The organism is Nostoc flagelliforme FACHB-838 (assembly GCF_014698065.1).
GTDB classification, from domain to species: Bacteria; Cyanobacteriota; Cyanobacteriia; order Cyanobacteriales; family Nostocaceae; genus Nostoc; species Nostoc flagelliforme_B.
In genome coordinates this window covers 39379-57423 of sequence record NZ_JACJSI010000031.1, presented here as the reverse complement: position 1 = coordinate 57423, position 18045 = coordinate 39379, and the positions used below count along the sequence as shown (strand labels likewise).

The window sequence follows — 18045 nt, the reverse complement described above, 5'->3', positions numbered from 1 at the left end:
GGGAATAAAGCAAGTATTATGGCAGTAAGTAAACAGCAGTTTATACCAATTTTATCTGAAGCTGCACATTATTCTGACTCCTCCCAACCTCCCCAAAGTATCGGGGAGGTGCCGAAGGCGGTGGGGTTCTTTCTATGCATCTTCATACAGAATTGGTATTAGTGTTTTTCATAGCAATTTATAGAGGAATTCGTGAACAGACGATTTAGCAAAAACTAACTAAAATTATAAAAAATGATAATTTTGTAGTTGTCTTTAAATAATGGGAATCCCTCAATGTCTGATTTTACAGTAATCCATAATTCTCGTTCCCATTCAACCTGGAGACAAAAAAGCTGGAAACTTTATTTGCCAATATGGCTACTAGCTAATGGGATGATATGGAGTGGCGCTTTACTTTATCTCAAAAAAACACCTCCTACTTACTCTAGTGAGTGGAAGATTATTCTCCCTGGAGCTAAGTCATCTACAAATATCACTTTACCGGGAATCGGGGAAGCCTCTTCTTCCAGCGATTCTCCTTATAGCAGCCAGTCTTCAGACCCCAGACAAAACTATAAATATCTAGCTGAAACTAATGAAGTTTTACAAGCTGCGGCTAATCATCTCAATATGTCTGTAGAAAAGTTCGGTAAACCTCAGATCAAAATCCTCGATAATACCAACCTGATGCAGTTCGAGATTAAAGGAGATACACCGGAACAATCTCAGAAAAAAGCGTTAGCCCTTAATAAAGCTTTGGAAGAAAAATTAGATCAACTTAGAAAGGAGGAAATTATTCAGCAAAACCGTCGGTTGCAAGCTGTCCTCAGTGGAGCTGAACAAAAATTGCAAGTAGCTCAAAAACGCCTCTCAAACTACAAAGCTCAATCAGGCTTAAGTGCAACTGAGCAACTGCGCGATGTATCAGTCAACCTTGAAGGTTTGCGGCGGCAACGAGCTGAGACCTTAGCGCAACTAGAACAAGTAACTGCTCGGTTTAGGCAATTATCAGCCAGTTTAGGCTTATCTTCTCAAGAAGCTGTAGATGCTTTAGTGCTGCAATCAAATCCCTCATGCCAACAGTATTTAGCTCAGTACAGCAAAGTTAGTGCAGAGCTAGCGAGTTTAAGCGCTAAATATTTGCCAACGCATCCAGCAGTAATTACCAAGCAGATGGAAAAGGATGCAACTAGTACAGCACTAATTCAAAAAGCTCAGTCGCTGCTGGGTCGGCCCGTCTCTCAAGCAACCATAGAACAATTAACTCTCAGTAGTGGTGGTAGCTCATCTAGCTCATCCTCAGAGCGAGCAGTTCTCTTTCAAGAATTAATATCATTTCAAGGACAACAGAAAGGGTTTCAAGCTCAAGCACAGGAGTTAGGAAAACAGACTGCTGAACTGGAATCAAGGCTCACAAATCTATCCCAGAAAGAATCACAACTGGACAGTCTGCAACGAAATGTTCGCATAGGAGAAGCTGTTTTTTCATCAACTTTAACTAGGCTTGATCTAAGCAATTCCAATATCTCTGCTTCCTATCCATCAATGTCCGTATTGTCTAAGCCTAGCCTGCCAGAAGAACCCAGTTCACCTAAGAGAAAGTTTGTACTGCTTGGTACATCTCTAGGTTCTTTTTTCTTAACCACAGGAATAGTATCGCTAGGTCTTGTCAGCAGTAAAAGTCGGAAAGTTAAATCAGATGTCTGAAATCATCTTTACCCTTTATTTTAGTCATTATTTCCTAAATCACCCGTGAGCAAAATTTCCATCAAGCCACAAAACCTTCCAGAATCTCTAGTTTGGTATTACATTATTGGCACTTATCCAATTTATTTGTTAGGCGCACAGTACGTTTGTGCAACTTTATTAGCATCTTTCTTAACATTTTATCTACTCAGAAAGTGCTGGAATCAAACTGAAAAGACACCTCTAGCAGAAAAAATTGCTATTTCTCCATCAGCTTGGGTATGGATTATTGCCATGCTGGTTATAGAAGTAGCTTTAATTGTCGGGCACTTAAATTTTAATTTAGAAATAAGCCAAATCCTAAAATCATCATTAATGTGGTATAGAAATTGGGGACTGTTAGCATTATTTCCTCTAATAGGTCACCTCAATATACGTTCCAAAATAATTTATCGAGCCGTATGCATCTTATGCTTACAAAGCTTAATTATAGTGAGCATCTGTAGCCTAGCTCAGTTATTAAAAATTCCCATTTTTTCTTATGTTTCTCCTCTAAAAGTATTTGGAGGAGTAATCGATAGTTATAAAATCTATTTATTTTATGTTATTGATGAAAACCAAACACGCTTGCAATTGTTTGCTCCCTGGCCTCCTGCTTTAGGCTTAGTAGGTAATATTTACTTCTGCATTGCCCAACAGGAACTTAACAAAAAGTGGCGATGGTTGGGGATGGTTGGTGCTGTTACAATGATTTTTGGGTCAGTATCTAGGTTAGCTATGCTCTGCCTCCCATTGGTTTTAGTATCGATGTGGATATTAATGAATCTTGCCCGTCCTTGGGTACATTTATTGGCAGGGGCTGTTAGTACTTTGCTAGGCATATTTTCATCAACATTGATTAGTACTTTAGAAAATTTTAATTATCAGTTTACTAAAGCTCGTTCTGGTTCTTCAGAAGTACGGGCTACATTAGCGCGTATGGCGCAAGAGGCTTGGTGGAACGAGGCTCCAATCTGGGGACATGGTCGCATTGAGGCAACAGGACCAGCAATAGTGGGATACAAACCGATAGGTTCTCACCATGAATGGTTTGGAATTTTGTATGTTCATGGATTAATTGGCTTTATTGCTTTAGCAGTAGCTTTCTTATGGAGTTTTATCGATTTGCTGATTAAAGCTTACACTAATGAACAGGCAAAGGTTGGATTAAGTATCCTTTTAGTTATGTTCTTCTTCACTTTTGGCGAAAGTATAGAACCTTTAGCTTATGTCTGTTGGCCTGGTTTGTTAATATTGGGAATTGCATTTAAAAAAGATTTTATAGTTAAACAAGATAAATCAGATTGTATAAAATACGAAGCAGATTCTGTAACACCTCAAGAATGAAAATTAGTATGGTATCAAATTTTGTACAACAAATTGTTTGAATATTTATTAATAAGTTTTTGTAATAGTTAAAGATGCCAAAAGTTTCTGTGCTTATACCAGCCTACAATGCGATGAATTATCTTCCTGAAACTATGGAAAATGTTCTTAGCCAAACCTTTACTGACTTTGAAGTAATAGTTGTTAATGACGGTAGTTCGGATGAAACTGAGCGATGGATTTCTCAGATAAAAGACCCACGGGTGAGGCTGATTAATCAGGAAAATCAAGGTTTATCAGGAGCACGCAATACAGGAATCGTTCATGCCAAAGGAGAGTACATAACATTCTTAGATTCTGATGACCTGTGGGAACCAACTAAGCTAGAAAAACAACTGCGTGTTCTCGAAGGAAATCCAGAAGTTGCGCTGGTATACACCTGGGTTGCATTCATTGATGAGACAGGTAAACCTACGGGCAGGGTATTTAAAAATCAGGCTGAGGGTGATGTTTGGAAAAAGCTGACTGAACACAACATTGTTGAGTGTGGGAGTGTAGCAATGGTTCGTCGCTCCTGCTTTGAGGTTGTCGGACTATTTGATCGCAACTTAGGCTCATATCTTGAAGATTGGGATATGTGGCTACGCATGGCATCTCGCTATCCTTTCAAGGTGGTGAAGGAACCTTTGGTTTACTATCGGCAATCCTCAAGTAGTGCATCCAGAAATTGGGAAGCGATGGCACGAAGTTTTGAGATCGTGATCGAAAAAGCTTTCTCTGCTGAAGCATCCGAGTTGCAGTATTTGAAAAACCGAAGCTATGGTTCTGCTAATCTCTGTTTAGCTTGGAAAGCTTTACAAAGCAGTGCTCAAGATTGGGAAAATGCAGCTAGTTTTCGTGCAAAAGCTTTGGCTTACTACCCTTGGCTTTGCTTTTCACAAGAATTTGTGCGGTTGAGTATTGCGATTACTCTATTGCGGCAATTTGGACCTGATGGTTACCAAAGATTTTTATCCTATGTTTATACTCTGCGTCAGCGCATAGTAGCGATCGCACGTTGATCCCTCATCTCAGCAGTAATTATTGATAGTGAGAATATGGCCAAAATTTCTGTGATTATTCCTGCTTATAATGCCGAAAAAACTATAGCAGAAACAATCGAATCTGTTCAGAAACAAAGTTTTTCTGATTTTGAGTTAATTGTAATTAATGACGGTTCAAAAGACAGGACTGTAGAAATACTTGAGAGTATTCAAGATGAGCGCTTACAGATTTTTTCCTATGAAAATGGTGGGGTTCCAGTAGCTCGAAATCGTGGTATATCTCATGCAACTGGTGAATTTATTGCCTTTCTTGATGCCGATGATTTGTGGACAGCCGATAAGTTGGAACTACAATTAATGGCCTTAGAACATAATCCAAAAGCAGGAGTTGCTTATAGCTGGACTTGTTTTATGGATGTAGATGAACAAGGAAAACCTTTATCATTTCTGCCATCACCTAGATATGCTTTTTCCGGTCATGTTTATGAAAAGTTGTTAGTTAGCGATTTTATTCATAATGGTTCAAACACTCTGATACGTAGGCAAGCGCTGGAATCTACTGGAGGTTTTGATCCTACTTGCCCTGGTTGTGAAGACTGGGACTATTGGCTGCGGCTATCAACTCGTTGGTATTTTGTTGTGATACCTCAACACCAGATACTTTATCGTCGAACACTTGGGGGGATGTCATCTAAAGTTGAAGCGATGAAAAAAGTTGCTCTGATCGCAATGGAAAAAGCATATCAAGCAGCTCCTCCAGAACTTCAATACCTGAAAAATTCTACTATGGTAAGTTTCCATATCTATTTCGCTGGTCTGTATTTGCAACATCGTGGTGATACCAGTGGCATTAGCCAAGCCCAGCAACACTTATGGTCAGCAATTTGCCTCAAACCTCAAGTTTTACTAGATAAAACAACTCAAAAATTATTCATTAAGCTGCTTTTGAAACTAATTCTCCCAGCTAAAGTTGCTAATTATTTCTTACAGTTGATGAAAAAACCTTTGACTCTAAGCGATCCGAGGTTAGAAGCATGAACAAATTCTCTGGTTTACATCTGACTGTAGAACACGATGGGGAATTATCTTCGTTGAGTAAACCCTCTGAGCCAACGATCGCCTTACTGCATTGTTACGATTTAATTGATGATTTTTTAGATAGTCTCAACATTTCTTTCGAGACGTTTTGTCAAGAGTTTGTCGGTAGCTGGATGTTCGGCTACATCAATGCTCTTAAACAAGTCGGTGTTAGGACGGTACTGTTTTGCATATCTGCTCGTGTCGATCAGCCATCGCGTTTTACTCATGTACCTACTGGTGCTTTGATTTGCGTGCTGCCTGCTTCTGGCATTTATCATACCTATCGCGCTGTGCGACGTAATTCACTCAATCTTTATGGAGCAAGCGATGTGCAATCTTTTAAGGATATTGAGGATGACAGTACAATTCGCCGTTCTCTGCTTACACCCATTAAGGATTTAGTTAAGAGCTTGGGAACGTATCTTTCTACACCTCTAAGTTTGTTAGCTAGAGAACTGCGGCGTGAGAATTGTCAAGCAATATTGTGTCAAGAGTATGAGTATGCTCGCTTCGACAGTTGCGTAGTTCTGGGAAAAATGATGCGTTTACCAGTATTTGCCACTTTCCAAGGAGGCGATCGCACTCAAAGCTTTCTCGAAGTTCTGCCACGACGACTGGCGTTTCGGGCTTGTACAGGTGCGATCGTGGCAACACAAACTGAGATTAGGCGAATTCAATCTCGTTACGGGATACCTTCTCACAAAATAGCCCGGATTTTCAACCCCGTAGATGTAACAACTTGGCAAGCAAGCGATCGCACTGAGGCAAGAGCAGCACTTGGTATTCCCCTCAATGCCAAAGTGGTTGCGTGGCATGGACGAGTTGAGATCGAACGCAAAGGATTAGATATCTTATTAGAGGCTTGGCAGCAAATCTGCGGTGAGCGTCCCGATCAAGACTTGCGCCTGCTAATGGTAGGAACGGGAAGTGATGCCGAGCAATTGCGTCAACGCCTTGACACCATGCAGTTAAAGGGCGTGCTATGGCTCAACGAATTTGTGAGCGATCGCAAGATAATTCAGTGCTACCTCTCGGCAGCTAATGTTTACACGTTACCGTCTCGACAAGAAGGCTTTCCCGTAGCGCCAATTGAGGCGATGTCTTGTGGCTTACCTGTAGTTGCTGCAGATGCTCCTGGTGTAATTGATATCTTTGAGGGGGGCGAGGCGTCTGGAGGGTTAGTCGTATCTCGTGGTGAGGCAACGTCGCTGGCATCGGCACTTGGTCGGGTTTTAGACAATGAGGTTTGGGGTCGAAAGTTGGGGCAGCATGCCAAATACCATGCTGAGAGCTGCTTTTCACCTGAAGTAATCGGTAAGCAACTGCGTGATGTGTTCATGAATCAGAGGATACATAAGAATAGGTAGCTACTCCATTCATATCTGTGCCTAGCTCTAGGATTTTTTCTTTCACCCAAAATTACCTAAGCCATACTTTTTTGAACTTCTAGTAATTATCAAATAGAGAAACGGAGATTAATTCAATGAAGTTAAGTATTTTTTCTGAGTATATTTCCTCCCCAGAAGAAAAAGCATCTGAACCAATACTTTATCCGTTCTGGGGCATACCTTCAGTTAAGTCTAACGCTTTGAAAAATGGATGTTATCCCTGGAGTGAGTGTTTTGATAACTATATCAAAATTGGCAAGTCTATTTTTCAACTCTCTTCTCTAGAGAAAGCTGATGTAGCAATCGTGCCCCTTAACTGGGCAGAGGTAGAAACTCTAGAAACAAAACTTCAGTTAGTAAAGTTTTTAGAAAAAGGACAGCAGGCTGGAAAGCAAACCATAAGCTTCTTTGGCGGTGACCACTCCTATACAAATCTCCCCACTCACTGCGATTTGATATTCCGCCAATCGATGTACGCTTCCATTAGAAAACAGAATGACTTCGCCATGCCAGCTTGGGGTGAGGATTTTATCAAAACTTATTTTAATAATCAGATTATACTACGGCAGAAGCCAGTTAAACCAACTGTAGGTTTCTGTGGTTTCTCAGCAAACATAAGCCTCAAAACTTATGCAAAATCTATCTTGTATAAAACTGAACAGTTTTTCCATAAACCACAAGCGCCAAAGTACAATATTGGCCATATTATCCGGCTTAAGGCTTTACCTACTTTATCTAAAAGCTCATTAGTAAAAACAAATTTTGTTATAAGAGAGCAGCCTTTTTTTAACGAAAAGAATGCGAATTTGCAGAGGCAGGTTCGGGAAGAATACTTTCAGAATATGATAAACAGTGATTATATTTTCTGCTGTCGAGGATATGGAAACTTCTCTTTTCGCTTTTATGAAGCTCTTTCCTGTGGTCGAATTCCAGTTTTTGTAAACTCAAATTGTGTCCTTCCCTATGATTTCGAGATCGACTGGAAAAAATACTGTGTTTGGGTAGAAGAGAATGAAATATCGTTGATTCCAGAGAAAGTCGCTGAGTTTCATGAAAAACTTCAACCACAGGAATTTTTAGATTTACAGAGTGAGTGTCGAAGAATTTGGGAACAACGATTGTCTCCTGAAGGGTTCTACTCCAACTTGTACCGCCACCTACCCTTGGTATCTAGGAACTTGGTGACAAATTGAGGTTATACGCTCTAACTAGAGCTTACAGAAAAAGATTTCATTCCCTTATTTCCCTATTGTGATGCTAATCAATAAGCTCAAACAAATATCATCCGGTCAGTTTATTCGCAATGTTGGCTGGTTAGGGGGAACAGAGCTAGCGAATCGTATCTTCCGCTTAGGAACGACGATTACTCTAGCTCGTATGTTCAGCCCCCAAGACTACGGACTAATGACAGTTGTTTATAGAACCCATTTGACACTCATAGCTAAACGAATTTGCCTGAGGTAAGCAGTTACAAAGCTTTTTGCCCAGACGTTATTTTGCTGATCTGAACCAACTACCTAATGCTAAACAGCCAAAACGAAGGAACAGTTCATGTTAATTGCCAGACTCCAAAAAACTTTATCAGGTAAATATATCCGCAATGTTGGCTGGATGGCTAGTGCAGAGATAGCCAATCGCCTCATTCGGTTAGCCAGCACCGTCATACTGGCACGGATGTTTAGCCCACAAGACTATGGATTGATGGCAATTATCTATACCATTTGCGATTTTTTCCAAGTATTTACACTTAAAGGAGGTGTTGGTGCCAAAATTATTCAGGCAGATGAGCAGGATGTAAAAACTATTTGCAATACAGCCTACTGGTTAAATTGGATTACCTGTGGTTCGCTCTTCATCATTCAATGCCTGGTTGCATTCCTTCTTCCTTACTTTTCTCAGGATCAGACTCTTACGCTACCGCTGTTCGCTGTTGCTTTCACTTATTTAGCCTATCCACTGTTTGTCACTCATCTAACCTTAATTGAACGAGAAAATCGATTTAAAGCTACAGCAACCTGTAATGTTGTCATCGCAATTGTTTCAAGTATTATAACTGCAACATTTGCCCTCTTGGGAATGGGTATTTGGGCAATTATTTGGCCAATGCTTTTAACTGCACCAATCTGGATTATTATCACTTGGAAATATCATCCTTGGAGACCTCCGCTTCGTTTTACCTTAGAACGATGGCGAGAAATTCTTGGCTTTAGTGGCAATCTACTGATTAACGATCTGCTAAATAGAGTACGATTAAACATCGATTATCTTATTGTTGGCAAATATCTGGGAATCGAGACGCTTGGATTATATTACTTCGCTTTTAATGCAGGTTCTGGAATCACAAATAGTATTCTTTACACATTCATGCTTCCTCTTTTTCCTTATATCTGTGAAGTTAAAAATAACTATGCACAGTTCAAAGAACGATATTTTGGCAGCCTGAGAAGAACTTCTGCAATTCTAATTCCAATTATTTTATTGCAAGCTTCTCTATCACCTATTTATGTACCAATTATTTTTGGAGAAAAGTGGATTCCAGCAATCCCAGTATTGATTTTAGTTTGCTTGTCTAACATTCCAAAAATATATTCTTGGGCATCTTATCTACTACTAAATGCAGTTGATAAAACCCGAATCTCTTTGATGATAGATTCTACATTCACTCTCATCTTTATTATCTCTATTGTGTTGCTGGTTAATAAAGGAATTTTTTGGGTTGCTTTCGTAGTTTTATTTAGCAATTTGGCTTTGGCTGCCTTCGTTCCTTGGATAAATAAATTTGCTTTTGGCAAAATCAAAAACCTTAAGTGATTAGAGTAGATAAGCTAATTAATTCCCCTGTTTTTAACTCTTATCCTAGCTTAACATCTTATATGTGATACTTTTGAATCCTATAACTCGGCGATTAGTTTTGGTTCAGTTTGATTTAGCAACAATTACTGACTTATTTACTAGATTACAGCGAATTTTTATGCAAAATATAAATATATCCTTGATAATTACTGCCTATGGTGCTAAACGCACTATTTTAGAAACTATAACATCAGTTCAGCAACAGACATTCTCGCTTTTTGAAATAATTATTAAAAATTAGTGATATGCGTGTCAAAAAAATAGCCTTTCTGCTCTGTCTTTTTACTATAGTACTTGCCTGCTGCTTTGCCTACACAGTAGACGCACAGACTCCAAAATCAATTAATTCAATCGCAACTATCATTGAAGATATGAAACCACCTCATGAGGAGATGCCACGTGGTGTTCCCAAGTCTTACAATTGGGCAACTAAACCTCGTGTAGGTAGCAAAAACCCGAAACAATTCAAAGCTATGACTGCCTGGGGGCAGCTATATGAAGCAGCTCAAGGTAATCCTGCAACTAATACCCGTGTTCAAATAAAAAATATCAAGGCTTACTACCTCAGCAAGTCGGATGGTAAATGGTATCTTCTCCAAAGTTCAACAAAAGTTGAAGGAAAGGCTTATAAAGAAGATTTTTCAGGGGATATCAATAAAACCGCAGATATTCGTTATGAATTAGATGGTAGTATTTCGGCCAAAGCTGGTAATGGTTACAATTTCCACTTTTGGCCTGCAACTGGCAGAGCCACAATTAATCCCTATGATGTGCGTGGGATGTTTACCACAGTTCAAGCCAGGCTTGTAGTTGACAATCCTAAAAAACTTGATGATCGCTCTAAGGCTCGTTACTTACTAAGTATGGGTGGCGATTACTGGTTAAACTTAACTGTAAAGTGGGACAATTGGAAGACAAACGAAGATTTCGGTATAGGTAAATTTAAGTACGTTACAAGGAACTGGCAGGCTTTTAATATGATTACTCTGTCACCAGACCAAGTTCGTCGTAACCCACCGCCAATTAAGTAGAAGCAAGTTTAGAAGCTAAATTTGCAGGATAAGTTTCAGTCTATTCTCAGTGAGATGCTACGCGTAGCTTAAAAGCACTGAGTACCAAGCCATTTAATAGTACAAAAGTATTGTAGTTTTATCAAATGTGCCATTTGCATAATTACTATTTTAAATTGCTATTTAAAAATTAGTGTGTTATAAAAATGACTGCAAACTGACAGTATTTAGGCACTAAATCTTGATAAATCCCGTGTTAATCCTTAGATTTAATCTTAGGAAAGCTAAGTTTTTATTATTTATAGTATGTATATTTACTGCAATAATTACTAGCAGCTTTTCCTACAGAGTAGATTCACAGACACCCAAACCAATCAACTCTATTGAAACCATTATTTATGATATGCAACCACCTCATGAGGGCATACCACACGGAGTTCCTTTATCTTATAATTGGGCTACCAAGCCACGGGTAGGTAGTGCTGATCCAGGTACTTTTACAGCAATGACAGCATGGGGACAATTATATGAAGCGTCTAAAGGTAATCCAGCAACTAATACCCGTGTACAGATAAAAAATATTAAGGCTTACTATCTGAGTAAGACAGATAAAAAGTGGCATATTCTCCAAAGTTCTGCGAGAGTTGAAGGTGCTGCCTATAGAGAAGATTACGTAGGGGACATCAATCAACCAGCCAATATTAGATATGAGCCTGACGGAAGTATCTCTGTCAAAGCAGGTAATGGTTACAACTTCCACTTTTGGCCACCTGGGCGGGCATCTATTAATCCCATTGATGTAATGGGGATGTTTACCACAGTTCAAGCTCGACTTGTGGTAGACGATGTTAACAAGCCTGACGATCGCTCTAAGGCTCGCTATGTTCTTAGTGAAGGGGGCGATTACTGGTTCAATTTAAATGCACGGTGGAATAACTGGACTACTAATAAAGACTTTGGTATTGGTAAATTTAAGTACGTTACAACCAAATGGCAGGCTTTCAATGTAATTACTCTGCCAAAAGACCAAATTCGTCGCAACCCACCACCAATCTGAATTTTCACAGGATATTTTTCTCTAATCCCAAATAATCCCAAAACGACATTTTCTAAGTTAACTCAACTTGGGTTTAGCAAAAAATATCATTGAAACAGTTTGGCATTTTATTCCACATTAGGATACTGATCTAAAAGATAGTAGCAAACGTTATCAATGGACATTGAGTTTAGGGCTATATAAAGTAATAACAATCACAGATAGCTACAAGCTCAATGATCTTTAACGCGGCTTTTGGATCGAATCACTCACTTGAGTACCTGTATAATTTGGAATCCAACCTTCGGCTATTGCAAAATAGCGTACACCTTTGAAATTCAACAATGCAGTCGGGCTGCACCAATGCTCAACATCGGCGGGGATATAAAGATAGTCTTGTGCCTGAACTAAAAGCTGTACCTGGCTGCCATCAGGTCGCACGAAGCCATAAATCATTTCTCCTGCCAACACATAGAGGGGTTCAGCCGCAGGATGAGTATGGTAACGTCCGTAGGTTGCTATCAGGTGGTGAAGATTGAAGGAACCTGGATGCACATTTAGCAAGTCACACCAGAGAGCGCCATTTTCTTGCTGAATAAATTCAAAGACGCTGTTATGAAGTTCTACACAATAACGTTGCTCAGACTCAGTTAAAACGTCCTGGTCTAGTAGGTTAGGAAAGAGAAGCGATGTTCCTGGGTCGTAGTGTCTGAGTTGAATCCCAAGAGGCGCAAGCTCATGAACTATTTTGCCTAAATCGCTCTCAATCGTACCGTCATCAAGTAGTAGGTTAGCCATAACCAAAAAGACTAATTAACTGTTAAGAAGAGTATACTCAACTTTGAGTTAAGAAGCCACTATTCCCGATTGACAAGCCGGGGTTTAATTTTTTAGTGACTCCTGTTGATTTGATTTACACCCAGTCCCCAATCCCCATTTCAGAATAAATTTATCGCCAGAATGATGTTCATTGGTACCACTAGCATTTAAGCTAGTACGGGTGAACTATATGTAGTATGGAATGTCTGACTTAATTCTGTTTTGGCATCGGCGCGATTTACGCATTTCTGACAATACGGGACTGGCTGCGGCAAAACGGCGCAGTCCGAAAGTGGTAGGTGTGTTTTGCCTTGATCCGAATATCTTGGAACGGGATGATGTTGCTCCTGTGAAAATAACTTATATGATTGGCTGTTTGCAGAAACTCCAAGAGCGATATGCTCAAGTTGGTAGCCAGTTGCTAATACTCCATGCCAATCCTGTACAAGCGATACCAGCTTTAGCAGAAGCAATAAATGCCAAAGCTGTTTTTTGGAATTGGGATGTAGAACCTTATTCGCAAGAACGCGATCGCACCGTTATAAATTCTCTCACAGAAAAAGGCATTGAGTTTCTCAACCAAAACTGGGATCAAATTCTCAACTCTCCAGAGCAATTACGAACTGGTGGCAATCAACCTTACACGGTTTACACCCCCTTCTGGAAAAATTGGATTACCAAACCGAAGGCTCAACCAGTAGAAACTCTGCAAAATGTTGAGGGGTTAACAGAAGCAGAACAAGAAATTGCCAAACTTGCAGGAGCTATAACGCTACCTTCAGCGAAAGATTTAGGATTTATTTGGGATGGAGAATTGATTATTTCACCGGGAGAAGCGGCGGCGCAAGAACGGTTAGAAGAATTTACTAATAAAGCTATTACTGAATATCAAGAACAGCGAAATTTCCCCGCAGTGGAAGGAACATCGCAGCTGAGTGCAGCTTTGAAATTTGGCGTGATTGGCATTCGCACCATTTGGCAAGCCACGCTAGAAGCATTAGAAAATAGCCGCAGTCAAGAAACAGCAGTTAATATTCGCACATGGCAACAAGAATTAGCTTGGCGGGAGTTTTATCAACACGCAATGTATAACTTTCCCGAATTAGCTGATGGTGCTTTCCGCGACACTTTCAAAAACTTTCCTTGGCAAACTAACGAAGAACACTTCCAAGCTTGGTGTGATGGGAGAACTGGCTACCCTATTGTGGATGCAGCAATGCGTCAGATGAATGAAAGCGGCTGGATGCATAACCGTTGTCGAATGATTGTTGCTAGTTTTCTTACCAAAGACTTGCTAATTAATCCCCAATTGGGAGAAAAATACTTTATGCAGCACCTGATTGATGGTGATTTATCTGCCAATAATGGCGGTTGGCAATGGAGTGCTTCTAGCGGCATGGATCCTAAACCTGTGCGGATTTTTAACCCAGCCAGTCAAACACAAAAATTTGATCCAGAGGGGGAATATATTCGGCAATGGGTATCAGAATTGCGGTCTATAGATACAGAATATTTAGTTACTGGGAAAATTCCATCTTTGGAACGTCATGCTGTTGGCTATCCTGAACCTATTGTGGATCATAAAATACAACAACAGCAATTTAAACTGCGTTATCAACAGCAAAAAATTCTTAGTAATGGTGAGTAAAATTGTGAATTTGCGCCGTGTGCAACTTTCTTTCAAACCTAACCCCCCAGCCCCTTCCCTCGCAGGGAAGGGGAGCAAGAATCGAAGCCTCTCTCCGTTTCGGGGAGAGGTTTGGAGAGGGGTTCTAAGAATAACTTGCACATCGCGTGAATTTGTAAAATTGTGAATTTTTTAATGTTAGTTTAGAGTTAATATTATATCATAAGCGTTGCTGAATTCAGGTATAAAAATGATTTTGCGTGATTTAAAAACCCTTGTAGAGAAGTTGCAATGCAACGTCTCTACACCAAGATTCATACATCTAATCAGCAACGCCGTATCATAAGAAGAATCTTGCTATAGGGCGATCGCATCTAAATAAGTAGTAAGACAGAATTAATTACACAATGTCATTGCGATCGCAATGACTGTAAATATTTTAGGCTTTGATTCTTGCTCCCTAAGGCTAGTGGGGAAGAGGTTGGGGGTTAGGTTTGAGAGAAAGTTGCACACGGCGTTAATATTGATTAAAAAGTTGACTCAAAACTTATTGTCATTTTCATAACTGATGCAGCAAAAAGACATCTAACAATCTATAATTAAGTATAAAAAGATTTTGCAGAACATAGCGATTAGTAGAAAATACTTAGCAGTACACAACTAGAATCAAATAGATAAGGAACACAAGGTTATGGCCTCAACCACAACTTACACTTACGATATCGATGGCAAAGTGATATCTGAGAGGACAGACAACAACGGTGATGGGATAATAGACTCAGTTATTACCTACCGCTATGATCGGACATCCGTAAACTATGACAACAACGGCGACGGCATACCTGATTTTGTCTCCACCTATACTTATGATGCCAAGGGCAACCTGACATCTGAAATCCATACCAACTACAGCAACGGCAAAGTTGATTATGTCTACAGCTATACTTATGATGCCAAGGGCAACCTGACATCCGAGAGCCGTGACGTCAAAGACGCCGATGCTGGCATACTGGGTTATGTCAAAACCTATACTTATGATGCCAAGGGCAACCAGACATCTTATAGCTCTGACGACAACGGCGACGGCATACTGGATTATGTCTAAACCTCTACTTATGATGCCAAGGGCAACCTGACATCCCAGAACTCTGACGACAACGGCGACGGCAAAGTTGATTCTGTCTACAGCTATACTTATGATGCCAGGGGCAACAAGACATCAGTGAGCTATGACAACAAGGCCGACGGCATACCGGATTCTGTCGAAACCTTTACTTATGATGCCAGGGGCAACCAGACATCTTATAGCTCTGACATCAATGGTGACGGCATACCGGGTTATGTCGAAACCTCTACTTATGATGCCAATGGCAACAAAACATACTTTAGCCGTGACTACAACGGCGACGGCATACCGGATTCTGTCGAAACCTATACTTATGATGCCAAGGGCAACCTGACATCCGATAGCCGTGACTACAACCGCGACGGCATACCGGATTATGTCGAAACCTTTACTTATGATGCCAAGGGCAACCAAACATCCCATAGCCGTGACGGCAACGGCGACGGCATACCGAATTATGTCGAAACCTCTACTTATGATGACAAGGGCAAGTTTACATCCATAAGTTATGACAATAACGACGACGGCATACCGGATTCTGTCAAAACCTCTACTTATGATGCCAAGGGCAACCAGACATCCGAGAGCCGTGACGACAACGGAGACGGCAAAGTTGATTATGTCGAAACCTATACTTATGATGCTAATGGCAAGTTTACATCCTTGAGGGCAGACTACCAAGCAGACGGCAAAGTTGATTATGTCCAAATCTCTACTTATGATGCCAAGGACAACCTGACATACTTGAGCCGTGACTACCAAGCAGACGGCATACTGGATTATGTCTACACCTCTACTTATGATGCCAAGGGCAACAGGACATCCTTGAGGATAGACTACAACGGCGACGGCAAACTTGATGAAGTCCAAACCTCTACTTCTGAACGTGCATCCGCCAGCTATGACTTCAACAATGATGGTGTAATTGATGCAGTTGGCATCTACAGCTACGATTTTAACGGCAAGCTGACATCACAAAAAATTGACAAAAATAATGATGGCAGCTTTGATGAAGTCACCGCTTACAGTTACGACGCTAACGGCAAACAGACTGCACAGGTAGCTGACAAAAATAATGATGGCATCCCTGATGAGATTACCACTTTCAACTACGATCGCAATGGCAAACTAATTTCCGCAGATATTGACAACAACAGTGATGGCGTTACTGATGCAGTTGCCACTTATCTGTATGATACCAATGGTCAATTAACTAGCAAAACCACCAAAGACGGAAATGTGCCAAAGATTACCTTAAATGGTGGTAACGGTGCAGATGAACTCACTGGTGGAGCTGGTAACGATCAAATTTCCGGCAAAAACGGCAACGATAAACTTCTTGGATTAGCCGGAAATGACAAACTAGTTGGTGGTAATGGTAATGACATCCTCAATGGTGATGCTGGGCGTGATATTCTCACAGGCGGTTATGGCGCTGATAAATTTGTGTTTAACAGTCTGAGTGATTCGCTGCTATCTAGCTTTGATAAAATAACTGACTTGAATATTTCTCAAGATAAAATTGATGGGTTGTATGCAGTTAGCGCTGCTAATTTAGTTCAACTTGGCACTGTTGCGAGCCTAAATCTTTTCGATGTACAACAGATATTGACTGCAACTGCTTTTGTCGCTAAAGGTGCGGCAACTTTTACCCTTGGTACAGGCAATAAGGGGCAGACTTTTCTGGCACTCAACGATAATACTAATGGATTCTCTGCCCTCACAGATGCTGTGATTGAGATTAGTGGCTATAAAGGCAGCTTGAATAATTTAGCAGTTGTCTAACTTCATGCTGACCAAAACTAGAGCGTCGGTTCGTACCCTTTGTCCAAATTTGAATTTATATTAATGGACATCATAAGCTGTTGTGCATTTAACTTACATAATTAGGGCGGCACTGTAGGAATCATAACTAACTTATCCGAACTTGATGTTAGATGTTTTTCAGCTTATTACGTCTTGACAGGTAAACGAGAAATTGTCCATAAAATGAGCAGGAAGATTAAGTAAATTACGCCAACCAGTCCAAACTCAATCAGAGGTATATAGGTTATTTCGTAAATTCTGCCCAAGCCGCGTTCAGTCAGTCCGTAAACGGCCAGTACACTGACTAAAAAGGCTCCATAGATAGTACGTTTAGTCCATATCCCCACAGGTAAACCGTGAAGCTGAGTAAGCACCAGAATGCCAAGAAAACCAAATAGGAATGTTGGCCACTTGGTTTGTCCTAACATCAACGACACAACGACACTATGTAAAACCACTGAAATTTCTAAAGTGAATGTCCACCAATGGCTTACATGGGTGCGGTTAAAGATTAACGACGATTGGAGCAGAAGTAAGAACATATAGAGGAAACCAATTAAGTGCCCCACAGTTGCTTCCATTGGGTGATACCAGAAGGTATAGATAGCGGCGAAGGAGAAAAAATAGCCGTGGTACAGCTTGATAATTTGCAAAAACTGTTGATGGAATGGAACAGAATTGCCAAAAAACAAACCGCGTCGAGGTGTTTCTAAAATCAGTACGAAGACCAGTAAAAGGACAACCGCACCTTGAGAAGCCCAAATTGAAGTATCTTGAGCTAGAGCATCGTACCAAATATAGGTCTGGAGAAAGTGTAAAGCGATGAATGCACCATTAATCGCAAGCATGAGGTAATTAATTGGGTGCAACGCTGATTTGTATTTTAAGTGCGATCGCTGCGCCCACAAAATACACGCCCAGATGCTAAACTGATGCCCAAGGTACATACCCCAAGCCGTCGCTCGACTCCAAAAGGTCGGGTTGGGAAGCTTCCAGTAGTACCAATTTAATCCTTGATCAGGAAGTTTAATTATGCTTGCAGGAATGCTCCCACCAATCCAAATTGCGTAGGTGAGGAGGATGCTTATAAAGATGCCTAAAAATAATACTCGGCGACCTGTCATAATTCGTAATTCGTAATTAAAAGGGAGGGGAATAACCTTCTCAAAGTCGTCCTTTTGAAGGAGGATTTAGGAGGATTTAAAACGTTCTGATACCTAAAAT

14 protein-coding genes are annotated in these 18045 nt (G+C 40.5%); 12 read left to right on the top strand and 2 right to left on the bottom strand.

The genetic code is table 11. The annotated features are described in order from the left end of the window. Positions 1–276 precede the first annotated feature (276 nt). The 9 genes from H6G97_RS17090 to H6G97_RS17050 all read left to right on the top strand — a co-directional run bounded on the left by H6G97_RS17090 (position 277) and on the right by H6G97_RS17050 (position 11464). Positions 277–1689, top strand: a complete 1413-nt coding sequence (locus H6G97_RS17090; RefSeq protein WP_190941932.1) for a GumC family protein — start codon at positions 277–279, stop codon at positions 1687–1689. Between the two features lie 273 nt (positions 1690–1962). Next, positions 1963–3054 carry an O-antigen ligase family protein gene (locus tag H6G97_RS17085; protein ID WP_199349428.1) on the top strand — a complete coding sequence of 364 codons (1092 nt, stop codon included), beginning with the start codon at positions 1963–1965 and terminating at the stop codon, positions 3052–3054. A gap of 74 nt (positions 3055–3128) precedes the next feature. After that, positions 3129–4094, top strand: a complete 966-nt coding sequence (locus H6G97_RS17080; RefSeq protein WP_190941931.1) for a glycosyltransferase family 2 protein — start codon at positions 3129–3131, stop codon at positions 4092–4094. Between the two features lie 36 nt (positions 4095–4130). Further along, positions 4131–5114 (top strand): glycosyltransferase family 2 protein, encoded by a 984-nt coding sequence (locus H6G97_RS17075; RefSeq protein ID WP_190941930.1) that lies wholly within the window; start codon positions 4131–4133, stop codon positions 5112–5114. Further along, complete coding sequence (locus H6G97_RS17070; protein ID WP_190941929.1) at positions 5111–6523, top strand: glycosyltransferase family 4 protein; 1413 nt, start codon at positions 5111–5113, stop codon at positions 6521–6523. Before H6G97_RS17075 ends, H6G97_RS17070 begins: the two co-directional genes overlap by 4 nt. 116 nt (positions 6524–6639) lie before the next feature. Continuing rightward, positions 6640–7737: an exostosin domain-containing protein gene (locus H6G97_RS17065; RefSeq protein WP_190941928.1), complete on the top strand. Its 1098-nt coding sequence runs from the start codon at positions 6640–6642 to the stop codon at positions 7735–7737. Between the two features lie 358 nt (positions 7738–8095). After that, positions 8096–9355 carry a lipopolysaccharide biosynthesis protein gene (locus H6G97_RS17060; protein WP_190941927.1) on the top strand — a complete coding sequence of 420 codons (1260 nt, stop codon included), beginning with the start codon at positions 8096–8098 and terminating at the stop codon, positions 9353–9355. A gap of 413 nt (positions 9356–9768) precedes the next feature. After that, positions 9769–10428, top strand: a complete 660-nt coding sequence (locus H6G97_RS17055; protein ID WP_190941926.1) for a hypothetical protein — start codon at positions 9769–9771, stop codon at positions 10426–10428. Positions 10429–10810: 382 nt separating this feature from the next. Then, positions 10811–11464 carry a hypothetical protein gene (locus H6G97_RS17050; protein WP_190941925.1) on the top strand — a complete coding sequence of 218 codons (654 nt, stop codon included), beginning with the start codon at positions 10811–10813 and terminating at the stop codon, positions 11462–11464. Positions 11465–11686: 222 nt separating this feature from the next. Here H6G97_RS17050 and H6G97_RS17045 read toward each other — a convergent pair whose 3' ends face one another. Continuing rightward, positions 11687–12241 carry an acireductone dioxygenase gene (locus tag H6G97_RS17045; RefSeq protein WP_190941924.1) on the bottom strand — a complete coding sequence of 185 codons (555 nt, stop codon included), beginning with the start codon at positions 12239–12241 and terminating at the stop codon, positions 11687–11689. A 223-nt stretch (positions 12242–12464) separates the two neighbouring features. On the opposite strand from H6G97_RS17045, the gene H6G97_RS17040 reads away from it, so the two are divergent. From H6G97_RS17040 to H6G97_RS55380, 3 genes are all read left to right on the top strand, one after another. Then, complete coding sequence (locus tag H6G97_RS17040; RefSeq protein WP_190941923.1) at positions 12465–13910, top strand: FAD-binding domain-containing protein; 1446 nt, start codon at positions 12465–12467, stop codon at positions 13908–13910. Between the two features lie 670 nt (positions 13911–14580). After that, complete coding sequence (locus H6G97_RS17035) at positions 14581–14994, top strand: hypothetical protein (RefSeq protein ID WP_190941922.1); 414 nt, start codon at positions 14581–14583, stop codon at positions 14992–14994. Positions 14995–15111: 117 nt separating this feature from the next. After that, positions 15112–16800, top strand: coding sequence for a bluetail domain-containing putative surface protein (locus H6G97_RS55380; protein ID WP_190941921.1), 1689 nt, complete (start codon positions 15112–15114; stop codon positions 16798–16800). A 167-nt stretch (positions 16801–16967) separates the two neighbouring features. On the opposite strand, the gene H6G97_RS17020 is transcribed toward H6G97_RS55380, so the two are convergent. Beyond that, positions 16968–17945: a hypothetical protein gene (locus tag H6G97_RS17020; protein ID WP_190941920.1), complete on the bottom strand. Its 978-nt coding sequence runs from the start codon at positions 17943–17945 to the stop codon at positions 16968–16970. Positions 17946–18045: the final 100 nt, after the last annotated feature.

Coding starts and splice junctions, on each gene's coding strand:
- H6G97_RS17035 (WP_190941922.1), top strand. CDS start 14,581: ATGGCCTCAACCACAACTTACACTTACGATATCGATGGCAAAGTGATA.
- H6G97_RS17085 (WP_199349428.1), top strand. CDS start 1,963: ATGCTGGTTATAGAAGTAGCTTTAATTGTCGGGCACTTAAATTTTAAT.
- H6G97_RS17080 (WP_190941931.1), top strand. CDS start 3,129: ATGCCAAAAGTTTCTGTGCTTATACCAGCCTACAATGCGATGAATTAT.
- H6G97_RS17045 (WP_190941924.1), bottom strand. CDS start 12,241: ATGGCTAACCTACTACTTGATGACGGTACGATTGAGAGCGATTTAGGC.
- H6G97_RS17040 (WP_190941923.1), top strand. CDS start 12,465: ATGTCTGACTTAATTCTGTTTTGGCATCGGCGCGATTTACGCATTTCT.
- H6G97_RS17050 (WP_190941925.1), top strand. CDS start 10,811: ATGCAACCACCTCATGAGGGCATACCACACGGAGTTCCTTTATCTTAT.
- H6G97_RS17065 (WP_190941928.1), top strand. CDS start 6,640: ATGAAGTTAAGTATTTTTTCTGAGTATATTTCCTCCCCAGAAGAAAAA.
- H6G97_RS17020 (WP_190941920.1), bottom strand. CDS start 17,945: ATGACAGGTCGCCGAGTATTATTTTTAGGCATCTTTATAAGCATCCTC.
- H6G97_RS17060 (WP_190941927.1), top strand. CDS start 8,096: ATGTTAATTGCCAGACTCCAAAAAACTTTATCAGGTAAATATATCCGC.
- H6G97_RS17075 (WP_190941930.1), top strand. CDS start 4,131: ATGGCCAAAATTTCTGTGATTATTCCTGCTTATAATGCCGAAAAAACT.
- H6G97_RS17070 (WP_190941929.1), top strand. CDS start 5,111: ATGAACAAATTCTCTGGTTTACATCTGACTGTAGAACACGATGGGGAA.
- H6G97_RS17090 (WP_190941932.1), top strand. CDS start 277: ATGTCTGATTTTACAGTAATCCATAATTCTCGTTCCCATTCAACCTGG.
- H6G97_RS17055 (WP_190941926.1), top strand. CDS start 9,769: ATGAAACCACCTCATGAGGAGATGCCACGTGGTGTTCCCAAGTCTTAC.